Origin of the sequence: Polynucleobacter sp. QLW-P1DATA-2, from assembly GCF_001870365.1 — a bacterium.
In the GTDB taxonomy this organism is placed as follows: domain Bacteria; phylum Pseudomonadota; class Gammaproteobacteria; order Burkholderiales; family Burkholderiaceae; genus Polynucleobacter.
This window is the reverse complement of sequence record NZ_LZMQ01000003.1, coordinates 842,860-855,569: the sequence shown is the minus strand read 5'-3', so window position 1 is coordinate 855,569 and position 12,710 is coordinate 842,860. Positions and strand designations below refer to the sequence as shown.

General features: G+C 44.7%; 15 protein-coding genes. 7 read left to right on the top strand and 8 right to left on the bottom strand.

Features of this window, described 5'->3' with window-relative positions:
- Positions 1–25: 25 nt before the first annotated feature.
- Positions 26–1,645, bottom strand: coding sequence for a GMC family oxidoreductase (locus A9236_RS07015; protein ID WP_071464687.1), 1,620 nt, complete (start codon positions 1,643–1,645; stop codon positions 26–28).
- Positions 1,646–1,755: 110 nt separating this feature from the next.
- Between A9236_RS07015 and A9236_RS07010 the strand changes: the two genes are divergently transcribed.
- From A9236_RS07010 to yjgA, 3 genes are read left to right on the top strand one after another with little or no spacing between them, the layout of a single operon-like run.
- On the top strand, positions 1,756–2,061 hold the full coding sequence (locus A9236_RS07010) for a type II toxin-antitoxin system RelE/ParE family toxin (RefSeq protein WP_369821171.1): 306 nt from the start codon (positions 1,756–1,758) through the stop codon (positions 2,059–2,061).
- A 36-nt stretch (positions 2,062–2,097) separates the two neighbouring features.
- Positions 2,098–2,415, top strand: coding sequence for a helix-turn-helix domain-containing protein (locus A9236_RS07005; protein WP_071464685.1), 318 nt, complete (start codon positions 2,098–2,100; stop codon positions 2,413–2,415).
- 31 nt (positions 2,416–2,446) lie between these two features.
- A complete protein-coding gene (yjgA, locus tag A9236_RS07000; RefSeq protein ID WP_071464684.1) occupies positions 2,447–2,974 on the top strand; it encodes a ribosome biogenesis factor YjgA in 528 nt (175 codons plus the stop codon).
- On the opposite strand, the gene A9236_RS06995 is transcribed toward yjgA, so the two are convergent.
- The 7 genes from A9236_RS06995 to pcaD all read right to left on the bottom strand — a co-directional run bounded on the left by A9236_RS06995 (position 2,971) and on the right by pcaD (position 9,880).
- On the bottom strand, positions 2,971–4,059 hold the full coding sequence (locus A9236_RS06995; RefSeq protein ID WP_071464683.1) for an acyltransferase: 1,089 nt from the start codon (positions 4,057–4,059) through the stop codon (positions 2,971–2,973). The genes yjgA and A9236_RS06995 overlap by 4 nt on opposite strands.
- A gap of 18 nt (positions 4,060–4,077) precedes the next feature.
- The gene (locus A9236_RS06990) at positions 4,078–4,668 is read right to left on the bottom strand and encodes a c-type cytochrome (protein WP_161485613.1); all 591 of its coding nucleotides are present in this window, start codon (positions 4,666–4,668) and stop codon (positions 4,078–4,080) included.
- A 5-nt stretch (positions 4,669–4,673) separates the two neighbouring features.
- Positions 4,674–5,906 carry a sorbosone dehydrogenase family protein gene (locus A9236_RS06985; protein WP_236638758.1) on the bottom strand — a complete coding sequence of 411 codons (1,233 nt, stop codon included), beginning with the start codon at positions 5,904–5,906 and terminating at the stop codon, positions 4,674–4,676.
- A 128-nt stretch (positions 5,907–6,034) separates the two neighbouring features.
- A complete protein-coding gene (locus A9236_RS06980; protein WP_071464682.1) occupies positions 6,035–8,197 on the bottom strand; it encodes a TonB-dependent receptor in 2,163 nt (720 codons plus the stop codon).
- Positions 8,198–8,215: 18 nt separating this feature from the next.
- Complete coding sequence (locus A9236_RS11080; RefSeq protein WP_161485612.1) at positions 8,216–8,362, bottom strand: hypothetical protein; 147 nt, start codon at positions 8,360–8,362, stop codon at positions 8,216–8,218.
- A 68-nt stretch (positions 8,363–8,430) separates the two neighbouring features.
- Positions 8,431–9,009: an HdeD family acid-resistance protein gene (locus tag A9236_RS06975; RefSeq protein ID WP_071464680.1), complete on the bottom strand. Its 579-nt coding sequence runs from the start codon at positions 9,007–9,009 to the stop codon at positions 8,431–8,433.
- A gap of 55 nt (positions 9,010–9,064) precedes the next feature.
- On the bottom strand, positions 9,065–9,880 hold the full coding sequence (gene pcaD, locus A9236_RS06970; RefSeq protein WP_071464679.1) for a 3-oxoadipate enol-lactonase: 816 nt from the start codon (positions 9,878–9,880) through the stop codon (positions 9,065–9,067).
- A gap of 142 nt (positions 9,881–10,022) precedes the next feature.
- Here pcaD and A9236_RS06965 point away from each other — a divergent pair, with 142 nt between their 5' ends.
- The 4 genes from A9236_RS06965 to A9236_RS06950 are packed head-to-tail and all read left to right on the top strand — an operon-like array spanning position 10,023 to position 12,568.
- Positions 10,023–10,997, top strand: a complete 975-nt coding sequence (locus A9236_RS06965; protein WP_071464678.1) for a tripartite tricarboxylate transporter substrate binding protein — start codon at positions 10,023–10,025, stop codon at positions 10,995–10,997.
- 20 nt (positions 10,998–11,017) lie between these two features.
- Complete coding sequence (locus tag A9236_RS06960) at positions 11,018–11,938, top strand: amidohydrolase (RefSeq protein ID WP_161485611.1); 921 nt, start codon at positions 11,018–11,020, stop codon at positions 11,936–11,938.
- 19 nt (positions 11,939–11,957) lie between these two features.
- Positions 11,958–12,191, top strand: a complete 234-nt coding sequence (locus A9236_RS06955; RefSeq protein ID WP_071464676.1) for a hypothetical protein — start codon at positions 11,958–11,960, stop codon at positions 12,189–12,191.
- A gap of 5 nt (positions 12,192–12,196) precedes the next feature.
- Positions 12,197–12,568, top strand: coding sequence for a hypothetical protein (locus A9236_RS06950; protein ID WP_071464675.1), 372 nt, complete (start codon positions 12,197–12,199; stop codon positions 12,566–12,568).
- Positions 12,569–12,710 lie beyond the last annotated feature (142 nt).

Genomic DNA, 12,710 nt, shown 5'->3' with positions numbered 1-12,710 from the left:
GTAATTCAGCTGAGGCTTGCGTGGACTATTCACGCGTGAGCAATTCTGCTGCGCGCTGCGCAATCATCATGGTTGGTGCCGCAGTGTTGCCCGAAGTAATCGTTGGCATCGCAGAAGCATCCACTACTCGCAGATGATGAATGCCCCTCACGCGCAACTCTGAATCGAGCACTGCCATCGAATCATCGGCGCGCCCCATCTTGCATGTTCCTACAGGATGAAAAATCGTTGTTCCAATATCGCCTGCTGCTTTAGCCAACTCTTCATCACTTTGATACTGCGCACCAGGCTTATATTCTTCCGGGGCATAAGGTCTAAGTGCCTGGCTTTGCACAATACTGCGCGTCAAGCGTAAAGATTCTGCTGCGACTTTACGATCGTCATCCGTCGATAAATAATTGGGGTGAATTGCTGGTGGCGCTTCAGGATCCGTTGAAGTGATGTGCACACTTCCGCGTGATGTTGGGCGTAAGTTGCATACGCTTGCAGTGAAAGCATTAAAGGAATGCAAATCTTCACCGAAGCGCTCAAGCGACAAAGGTTGTACGTGATATTCCAAGTTGGCACTCTTTTGTGCAGGCGAGCTATAAGCAAAAGCACCGAGCTGTGATGGCGCCATAGACATGGGGCCTGAGCGCTTAAGGAGATATTCCAAACCAATCATCATCTTGCCAAACAAAGAATTGGCTTTGGTGTTTAAGGTCTTAATGCCGCTGACTTTATAGATCATGCGTAATTGCAAATGGTCCTGCAGGTTCTCGCCAACACCAGGCAAGTCTGCAATGACTGGAATACCTAGTTTATGAAGATGCGCAGCAGAACCTACGCCTGAACGCTCCAGTATTTGTACGCTACCAATCGCACCAGCACACAGAAGCACTTCGCCACTTGGGTTAATGCGCGCTTCACTAGCTATCCCATTCTTCTGGTACTCAAGGCCAAGACAGTTTTTAGTCATTGGATCAATTTTGAGTTTAGTAACAACTGCCTCAGTAAGTACAGTTAAGTTGCTGCGCTTAACCGCCTCTTTTAAAAATGCTTTTGAAGTATTCAGCCTCCAGCCCTTACGTTGACTGACATCAAAGTAACCCACGCCAAAGTTATCGCCTCGATTAAAGTCATCTGACGCAGAAATGCCAGCCTCAACTGCTGCATCTCTAAACCGATCCATGATCGGCCAACGCAGGCGTTGCTTAGATACAGTCCACTCGCCACCCTTGCCATGCCATTGGTCAGCATCGCTGTGATAGTCCTCAAATGCTTTGTAGCGCTTGAGCGCATTCTCCCAAGACCAAGCATCATCTCCTGTGGCCTGCACCCAAGATTCATAATCGCCCGCTTGACCGCGCATATAGATCATGCCGTTAATGGAGGAGCATCCTCCAAGCACTCGGCCACGGGGATATAGCAATGAGCGGCCATTCAGCCCTTTTTCAGCAACGGTTTTAAAGCGCCAATCCGCTCTTGGGTTATCGATGCAATAGAGATAGCCAACCGGAATGTGAATCCAAATATAGTTATCGCTCTTACCTGCCTCAATCAGCAAAACCCTCTTTTGAGGATTTTCGGTCAAACGCTTGGCCAACATGCAGCCTGCACTGCCCGCCCCAATAATGATGTAGTCGTAAGTATTTGCTTGAGTCATGTTTTCATTGCAACAAAAAAGTTCATCCTATTATTTACCAATCCAAAAAATCAGGTATTTTTTGGTATTTTTGTTGATTTGTTATAGAATCATATTTGATCTAATATTAGATCATAAGAACTAGCTATAAAAAAGCATTTGCCCAATTTGTAAAAAAGTCTCGGAGACCACTGCAGTTGGCAATAGAAGATGAGGTAATAAGGGTCTGCAACAACCCCAAAATAGGTCAACAGAAAACTGGCAACCTTCAAGGAGTTTTTGCGCATAAGTTTCACTTTAATAAACAAGAATATTTAATGGCATATGAGTTTGATCAAAGCCTTGATCAACCGAGTATTACCTGGATTAAGTTCTATCAAATTGGATCTCATGAAAACTTTTATACCCAGCTAAAAAGATCAATTCGATTGAACTAAAAGTTCATAACCATGCAAAGAAAGTGAGGTGCAAACATGATTCAATCTATTACTGCAGAGGATTTGTTTGCTCAAGTGAAGCAAATGCCAGCAAAAGAACGAATTAAATTTTTCTCTTTAATTGCAATAAATGCCTTTAAAGAGACTGACTACAGCCATGATCAAGTATTTGGAGATCTCAGAAATGCGAGTTTTTCAGCAGAAGAGGCTGCGGAATTTTTAGAAATTTCCCTCCCTACTTTGCGCAGATACGTTCAGGCAGGCAGATTAAAGCCGTCAACCATTATTGGGAGAAGTCAGCTATTTTCCAGTTCCGATTTACGACTTCTAAAGCAAAAAATGAGTAAAGAATAGTTAGAGCCCAATACCCGTCTAAAATAGCCATATGCATATCAATGAGAAAAATCGTACGCCCAAGCTTCCCGAGGAAGATGAAGGCCCGAGCAAATCGGAGTTAAAGCGCCAAATGACCGAGCGCCAGAAATTGGCGGAAGTATTAGCGGCTTTAAGTAGCGATGCCCTTAAAACCATCCCTATGGATGAGGCGATCAAAGTAGCAATTGCAGAGACCAACAAGATTAAAAGTTTTGAAGCCATTCGTCGTCACAAGCAATACTTAGGTAAGCTCATGCGCTTCTTGGACGAAGAAGAGCTTGATGCAATCCAAAAACGACTTGATGCTATTCAAGGGGTAAGCAAAGCAGAAACGGCTAAATTGCACTTCTTAGAAAGCTATCGTGACAGGCTGATTTCGAATGACGAAACGTTTACTAAGATGATTGAAAAGTATCCCGATATGGATATTCAGAATATGCGTACTCTGATTCGGAATGCACGTAGAGAGAAAGAGCAAAACAAACCGCCAAAGGCTTATCGAGAAATCTTTCGCGTCTTAAAAGAGATGGGTCTTTAGAGTTTGATTCTGCGAGCTGGCACTTCAACCCAGCGATACAGATATGTTGCTGTCATCCAGCTAGCGGCAATAGCAATCATCATTAGGGCTAGCGCCATAACGCCATCGTGGCGCTGATTCATGCCCCAGGCAATATACAAAGTATTGGCCAGCAAGATAAATGAGAAATGAATTAAGAAAGCGCAATACGATCTTCTACTACCCCAGAGAATCACGTTAACTAACTTGTGGGTTTTAGATTGATGTTGAGGTCGCTTATGAACCTGCCTCTGATCTTTATAGGCCCAGTCACCCCAGAAGATCAATGCAATAGTAACGACATACGCCAAAATATTGCGTAGCCAGAATTCATGAAAGCTTGATACCGCAATCACCAAGCCAATCACAATAATCCACATTTGAGCAAAGCGATTGACTGCTTTATCAGGAAAGTTTTTGCAAAGCTGCGCCAGCACCCCTAAGCCGTAGGCACCCATGAAGTAAATGAAATAGTTTTCATAATCCCCATGACGATTGAAATACAGCAGAGATGCAACACAGAGAACTAGCAACACCCAAACAACGGATCGATAGCCCGGAAACATACCAAGCATGATGGCCAGAATTGCATACAACTGCCAATCAATCGCAACATACCAAACACCAGCCGAGATTGAATCTAGGCCTAAGATACCTTGCAAGAAAAATAAATGTGCCAAGAACTGGCCAAGCGTTTCCGATTCGCCCACAAATTCATCCTGCACCCAGAAGCGCGCAACCCAGGCACAAGCTATTGTGATGAGCAAAGCAATAACATAAGGTGCAAATAATCGTAGGTAGCGATTAAAGATTGTCTTTAAGACATTGCGCGGATTTTTAAGATCACTTGTGCGCGTGAGGGATTGGGCGGCCAGGTAGCCGCCCATTACCAAAAAGATCTGTACAGCGTAACGACCATACTCAAACAACCAAGTCATGATTCCCGGCAGAAGTTGCCTAACATCTTCAGCAATCTGACCATAACTCGAAAAATGATGAAGAATGATCGTTAGAGAGGCAAAGGTCTTTAAAAAATCGACAAGAAGAAAATGGTTTTTTGACTGCAAAGAGGAATCTGACGCAAGTTAATTAAGGGAGGCGGCATAAGCAGCTAGAGCTTCGATATCGTCATCACTCAAGCCGCGTGCTGCACTACCCATTGTGCCATCCATATCAATGCGCGTGCCAGATCGAATGTTTTTCAGTTGAGTCATTACATATTCTGGCGATTGACCTGCTAAGCGTGCAATGTGTTTTTGTCCCTGCAGCTGGGCCCCATGACAAGAATTGCAATATTGCGTACTGGAGATCTGTTGACCCTTGGCAATTTTTTCTGCATTGCCAGGTTTTGCAGGTGGCGGTGGCAAGGCCGCATAGTAAGCAGCAATATCACGCATATCTTGATCACTTAATCCGGCCGCAAGCGCTGCCATTGCCCCGCCATTACGCTGTTGCCCTCTAAATTGAATCAGTTGATAGGTAATCGAAAGTGGGGGTTGTGCAGCAAGATTGGGGATCTCTGGGGAGATACCAATGCCATTTTCACCATGACAAGCAAAACAGCTTTGTGCCTTGACTTTGCCAGCAGCAGCATCTGGTGGTGCTGCACCAGCATTGAATGACAGAAAGGGAATATTAAAAAAGGCCACCACGAGGATGGCCTTAGTACTAGTCATTAATTTCATTTGCCGTATGACACGCGGAAGATTGCACCAGTCTCATCATCGGACACCAACATCGATCCATCTTTGAGAACTTGAACATCTACTGGACGACCCCAGAAGTTTTCACCTTCAACCCAGCCAGTAATGAATGGTTCTAGCTTAACTGGTTTGTTCTTACCATCCAAGACAACGCGTACAACTTGATAACCGGATTTCTTAGTTTTATTCCATGAACCATGTTCTGCGATGAAAATATTGCCTTTGTATTCTGCTGGGAACATATTGCCGTTATAAAAACGCATACCCAGAGCAGCCACGTGAGCACCTAGCTTCATTTCTGGTTTATCAAACTCATCACATGAACGGCCCTTACCAAACTCAGGATCCAAGAAGTCACCTTGATGACAGAATGGGTAGCCAAAGTTCATGCCTTTTGGACGAGATAAACGATTCAAGGTGTCGTTTGGTAGATTTTCATCTGCCCAGTCACGACCATTATTGGTGAACCAAAGTTCCTTAGTCCCTTTTTGGAAATCCATGCCGACACTATTGCGAACTCCAGTAGCTACGTATTCCAAAATATTAGTCTTCAAATTCAAGCGCACGATCGCAGCATGAGTGTATGGAGGTACCACGATATTGGCTGGCGTGCCAATTTGGAAATACAAGTACTGACCATCAGGACTTAAAGTCATGAACTTCCAACCATGCGGCTCATCTTTTGGAAGTGCATCAAACACCACTACTGGCGCAGGTGGATTGTCTAAATTTTTCTCAATATTGTCGTAACGAATAATGCGAGACAGTTCGGCAACATAGAGTGAGCCGTTTGCAAACGCCACACCGTTAGGGCGATGCAAGCCCTTAGCAATCGTTTTTACTTCACGTTTACCGTCTTTCGTTACCACGGCATAGACATTACCGGTAAAGCGAGTGCCCACATACACTGTGCCACTTGGAGATTCTGTCATTGAGCGGCCATTAGGCATACCTGATGCCCAGAGCTCAATTTTGAAGCCTGCCGGTACTTTTAACTTGCTTACTGGAATTTCATCTGCAGGCAATGCAGAGATGCCAGGAGGGTTTGGGGCTAAGGATGGATTCATGCCATCAGCAGTTCTACCTTGCGCCCATGTTGGCGGAATAGCAGGCACTGCAGACGGCGCTGCCGCTGGAGCCTGAGCACTTGCTAAAGTAGCAACTGCCATTCCTGCAGCAAACATCAAAGAATGAATGGTTTTTAATTTCATAGATACGTCTCCTGATTTCTTTTATTTTTTTACTAACGTCTTTACTGCTTTGAACTACATTTTGCTAAATCCTAAAGCATTTTGAATACATTCACATTAAACAGCAACTACTGCAGTGCACCAAATTACTAAAAGATGACTCTTGCGCCCACGGTAATTGCCTGCGGCATACCAGCCTGATACGAGGATGCTTGTGAAGCTATGTTGAAAGTGACATATTGGCGATTAAATAGGTTCACTACCGAGGCAAATACGGAGGCTTGAGGGGTTACCTGGTAATTTGCCTTTAATCCAAGCACGGCATATGCAGGCACTGGTAGCGATCCTGTTGCCATCCAAGAATTACCGACATAACGAACCGTAGTCGTCAAGCTCGCCTCTGGAATAGGAAAATAGCTAACACCGGCATTAGCCATATTTTTAGGAACGCCGCCAACCTGAGTATTAATGGGATCAGTTGTTGCACTCCAGGTCAGGATGGTATTGGTATAGCTATAGCCCCCATCCAATGCCCAATGCGCATTTACATCCTGGTGATATTGCAATTCAATACCGCGACTTAAGAGGTTTTGTTGGTTGGTGTAGTAACTCACGTTGGTGTAGCCACCCCCGGCATTTTGAACGCAACCTGAAATCCCCGAAGAAGTGCAAAGACTGTTTGCAAGGGCCCAGTTGGCACTTGTAATTTTGTAGCTGGTAATCGCATTCTGAATATAGTTATTAAAAGCAGTAAGCTGGGCAAAGCCACTCTTCCATCGATAGTCTGTACCCACCTCATAACCCGTCATCGTCTCAGGAGTGAGATTAGGGTTAGCCAATGAATAGCCACTGACATTATTGCCATAACTGCGCAAAGTGTTATTCATGCTAGGCGCATGAAAGGCTTGATAGGCAGCGCTTCGTAAATTCCAATCGCTATTGACCTTATAGACCAGACCTAAAGATGGGCTTAACTGAGTCTTGCTTTGATTAGGGATGCTTTGGTAAACAGGATTAACGCCATTGGCGCCTGCGTTATAGGACGTTGGCGTTTGACTATTCCATGAATCGACTCGTGCACCCAATGTCGTTTCGAGAGGGATGGCGCTAGCATTGGATTTAATTTGGCCGAGGAGGCCATAAAAATTTTGCTGACCCTGCGCATAACTAACGGAGTTCACAGCACCCGCACTACTCAAATTATTGGTCAAGTTTGAAGCTGAGATATTTCTGGCGTCAACCCCAATAATGTATTGATCAATACCTGCAGCCTTGAGGTCATGCGTGTACTGCGCGGAAGCGCCTAGCGTTGAATAAGGATCTGTGTAATTAGCATTTACGTAAGGCTTATAGGGTGCAGTAGTGAGGTTGTTAGCAGTCTGTTTATAAAAATTGGTGTTTTGATAAAAAACATTCACTTGAACTTTTTTATCGATATCCAGATTCGTGGTTGAGCCACCCGCTACATCGGCTGTCTGAATTAAATTAGGCGCAATGGCATAGTTATTACTTAAATCAGCCATAGTGCTGTAGCCCAACCTCAAGAAGGCATTGGTGTCTGAGCTAGGCTTGAAATAATTTTGCAGACGGATATTAGAATTCTTAACCGCATCTGTACCCATACCGTTTTTAATATTGCTAGGTGACCCCGGAGAAATCGTGGCGTAGTTCTGGAAACCTTCGCTGGAGAAGTAATCTGCAGAAAGTCGCATCTGCATGGCATCAGAAACAATTAAATCTTTTGAAGCGGCGATATTACCCGTGCCAAATGATCCAATGCTCGCAGAAACATCTTGCGAGCTATTTTTAGGCGTCTTGGTATTAATGTTAATCACGCCGCCCATGCCGTAGTTCCCATACAGGCTTGATACGCCACCACGCACAAACTCGACAGACTCAATCGAAGACATGGGTACTAGATTCCACTGCACCGTTCCATAAAAAGCATCGTTTGCCGGAAGACCGTCAATCAATACTAGGGTGCGACCATAACCTAAGCCGCGCACGTTGATGCTTTGGCCTGTCGGGTCTTTTTGGTAATAAGGGACATCATTCAAAAAGACGCCAGGCACATTCTTGAGGACCTGATCAATGGTTTGGTCAGGAGAAGACTCCAATACATCTTTTGTCAGAATGGTGGTGTTAAGTGACATCTCGTCCAAGGGTGTTCCTGAACGGGTGGCATTCACCACCATATCGTTTAACTTTTGATCGTAGTTTGGAGGTGGCGCAATTTGCGCCCAACTGACTACTGTGTGACTAATGAAGTAGAGGGCAACGGTATGCCGACTAAACCCCAATATCTTGCACATACATTGATTAAAAATGCACTACTTAGATCTGGGCTTACTCTTGCCCATCAAAGAAGCTAGCATCGGATTTGCCTCTGCTAACTCTTTTTTGGTTTTTGCTACTGCATCAGCAGCTCCAGGCTTAGGAGTCTTAGCCGCGTTCTTCATACGCTGAGCAGTGGTCAAGGCTAAGTTTTTGTATAAGTCTGTTTTTTCATTGCCATGATCGCTGCTCTTTGTATTGAATGAGTAAATTACTTCGTGAGTGACTTGGCAGCAAAGCCCAAGAACAATAATGACCAGCCTTGCAATAGCAATTCAATGGCAATCAAGAGACCTGGCAGCCACAGGCTTGAGGATGGGAAGTTATTCATGATGAGTACGCCCATCAAGATTGAAATCGCTGCAGATAGTGCGAGCCAGAACCACTCTGCAAAATGACGATGCTGAAATGCAGAGATTAAGCGCAAGAAGCCGGTGATGAAGAAGATCGCAGCGAGCCACAAGGTGATTGCCTCTAGTGCTGGGATTGGGAAGGCCCAAACATAAATAGCGGCACCAATATACAAAACAGCAAAGATGAGCTGAACGCTGACACTTTTCCAGCCAGCAGATTTGAATGCATGTATACCTTGAAGTACTCCGCCAGCAAACAAGAAAATGCCAAGCACGTTAACAGATACCAAGGAGAAAAGAACCTGACCAGCAACGCCAATCATGCCAAGGATGATGAACAAAATGCCTAGCCCAATTAGCGCTCCAGGAACTTTTGCCGCTGCACCCAATACATTGGCGCGGATTGCTTTAATTTGATCTACAGATAAATCGGTCATATAAAACCCCTCTTTGTTATTAGTGCTTATTTAGAAATACACCTTCATACAAACCTTACAGACGATCATCTACTGAATCGATAAACTCTCGCACCGCTTTATTGAATCTAGCGGGCTGCTCGATATTCGATAAATGGGCTGCATCTTCAATAATAACCATTCTCGATCCATCAATCAGGCGATTGAGCACAATGCCTTGATCTACTGTGCAAGCTGGATCATGACGACCAGATAACACTAGGGTAGGCGCTTTAATCTTGAGAAGCATGGTGCTTTGCGCCATATCGCGCACTGCGCTGCCACAAGCAATATATCCATCGACATTGGTTGCCAAAATCATTTGACGAACCTTTTCAATATCTTGTGGAGCTCGCTCGATAAATGGAGCAGTGAACCAGCGGTTAATAGTTCCATCCACCAAGCCTGTAAGACCTTGAGTGCGCGCAGTTTGAAAACGATCTTCCCACAAGCTGCGTGGCGGCATTTCGCTTGCGGTATTACAAAGTGATAGTGAAAGAATGCGCTCAGGGTAACGAGCGCCTAATTGTTGGCCAATCATGCCGCCAATAGAGAGCCCCATAAAATGGGCTTTCTCAATCTTTAAGGCGTCTAGTAAACCAGCAGCATCGTCAGCCAGTTGTGCGATGGTGTATGGGCCAGGCGCAACACCAGACTTTCCATGCCCGCGTTTGTCGTAACGTAGTACGCGATAACGATCTGTAAATGCAGGCATATTCCAATCCCACATACTGCCATTCGCCATCAGACTATTTGCCACTAAAAGCACCGGTCCATCTTCGGGACCATCAAATCGATAAGCAATATCAACGCCATTGACGTTAACGGTTTGGGTGTCTTGCAATTGAGTCATTTGTCTCTACCTTTTTAATATCTGATGGCCTCTGTTTATCTCTATTTATATATTGCCGAGACCATGGTAGATTATCCAATGAAATACCTAAGAAGGTATAAAGACAAAACTATAAAACGCTTATAAAAGCATAGGAGACAAGATGTTTAGATCGTTTATTCAGAAAAAGCTCATTCTCATTCTGAGCCTCGCACTTGGAACCAGCCTGGCGCTCGCCCAAAGCTACCCTAACCGTACAGTCAAAATGATTGTGCCCTTGACTACTGGCTCGGGCGCAGATATTGCTGGCCGCGTGGTAGCTAAAAGCCTTACCGAAACCTGGAAACAACCCGTCATTGTTGAGAACCGTCCCGGTGCAGGCGGACTTATTGGGACAGGTGTTGTGGTGAACTCTGATCCTGATGGCTATACCTTATTAGTGCAATCGGCATCCTATGCAGCCAACCCAGCAATTTATAAAAAGCTGCCTTACGACCCGCTTAAGAGTTTGATTGATGTCGCCATTCTTGGGCAAACTCCTTACGTCATGATTACCGCTGCTGATGGCCCATATCAAACCATTCGTGATTTAGTGATTGCAGCCAAATCCAAGCCTGGTGAAATTACCTTTGCCTCTGCAGGTGTTGGTAGCTCCACTCACTTGGCTGCCGAATACTTCAATCAAATGATGGGTGTGAAATTGATTCACGTACCGTATAAAGGATCTCCTGAAGCGATTCAGGATACGATGTCTGGCCGCACCGCTTTCTACATGGCACCACTCGATACTGCAATCGGTCAACTTAAGGGCGGTAAGTTACGCGCTCTTGGTGTAACCAGCAAAACCCGCAATGCTGCCGTGCCTGATATCCCTAGTATTGCTGAACAAGGCTATTCTAATTTTGAGATCGCATTGTGGTTTGGCGTCTGGGCACCAACTGGCACACCTGCTGCTGTTGTGAAAAAGATCAATGCCGATATCAATCAATCAATGCAAGATCCTGAAGTCAAGAATGCATATGACAGCAAAGGAATCAAAGCTACCCCTATGAGTCCAACAGAATTTAGTAAATTTGTTCGCGAAGAAATGGCAAAGTATCAAAAGATTGCCAAAGATGCCAATATCGAACCGCAATAACGAATACGATCAATTCAGCTTTGACTTCTCACACTCACGCACCATTGTGCCAAGCACCAGATCCAGAGATTCGATCACCCAAGATTGAATTTCCGGCTGGGGCTGTTGACTGTCATGCACACGTTTGTGGACCAGCATCCCAGTTCCCGTACGCAAAGGAGCGTATCTACACTCCGCCAGACGCCACATTAGAGAGCTATCAATCTCTACAGGGCATGTTAGGCATTGATAGAGCGGTCCTCGTTCAGCCAAGCGTTTATGGAATCGATAACCGAGCCATGCTTGCGGCATTGAGAGCACACCCCCAGAAATTTCGGGGTGTTGCAGTTGTTTCCAATAATGTGAACGATATTCGAGATCAAGAATTAGAGCAATTGCATGCCGCTGGAGTGCGCGGCATTCGTTGCAATATCGTCGATGTAGCCGATAAGTCTGCTGGATTGCCGATACAGAATCTCAAATCATTAGCCGAACGTATCAAACCATTCGGGTGGCATCTTGAGCTTCTGATGCATGTCAATGAGTATCCTAACCTTGCCAAGGTCTTTGAAAACTTTCCTGTAGATTTAGTATTTGGACATTTTGGTTATAGCCATGCAAAACATGGGACCCATGATGAGGGATTTCAGGGTTTATTAGATTTACTCAAAAATCAGCAGGCTTGGGTCAAGATGACGGGGCCTTATCGTATTTGCGATGGTGATCTTCCCTACTCTGATATGCGCCCATTCAATGATGCAGTGATTAGGGCAAATCCCAAGCAACTGATTTGGGGAAGTGATTGGCCACATGTGATGGTCAAGAAGAAAATGCCTCATGATGCAGATCTATGCGACCTTTATGGAGACTGGGTTACAGACCTGGCTTTAAGAAAATCCATCTTGGTAGATAACCCTTGTATTCTGTATGACTTCCCAGCGTTTCATGCTGAACAAAATTAAGTGAAAAGAATAGGTTTATATGGACACCACCCTTACTGTCATTTTGGGCATTGTTGCGATGCTGCTGCCACTGGTAGTTGGCCGCCTAGTTTGGAAACGTTTTAACCAATGGTTTGGTCGCAATGATGAAGCCTATATGGATACTCTTGAATTCTTTCTTAAGAAAATTGGCTTTACTGTATTAGTTGCTTTTATTCTTCTCTGGCTAGGAATGAGCCTAGTCTTTAATGGTAATGGCGCTGCGTTAACTTAAGCAATATGAACGATCAATTCAAAGCGATTCTGACTAATGCAAAGCTGAACTTTGCCATACTGGCTAGCATTCTAGCGATTGCTATTTTGGGTAAATTCACAAACCCTGAATTAACGAATTCTATTTTTGTGACTGCAGATCAATTGGTATCTGCTCTCTACTTGGTGTTTATTGCCATTACCTTGGGTGCATTCATACCCAACTTCAAACTAGTGGCATTTGGATCTACTGGCATCTTTATTGCCGCAGCCGTTCTTATACAGCTCAAAGTCTTCAACTACCTTACTACTGAGTACTTGTTTGCAGTGCTCATTGTGACTTTGGGATTTGCATCGATTGCCAATCTCTATAGGCACTATCGGGAGTTTAATCTCTAAGACAATCCAGCAAATATGGCAGAGAAAAAGATCCCCAATCGACCTCCAAATATCAGCCCGACCAAACGGGATGAGATGCTTTATCAAAAAATCTCAGGGGCTAATTTTAATAAACAAATAGTTGAAGATCATTTTCTCCAAA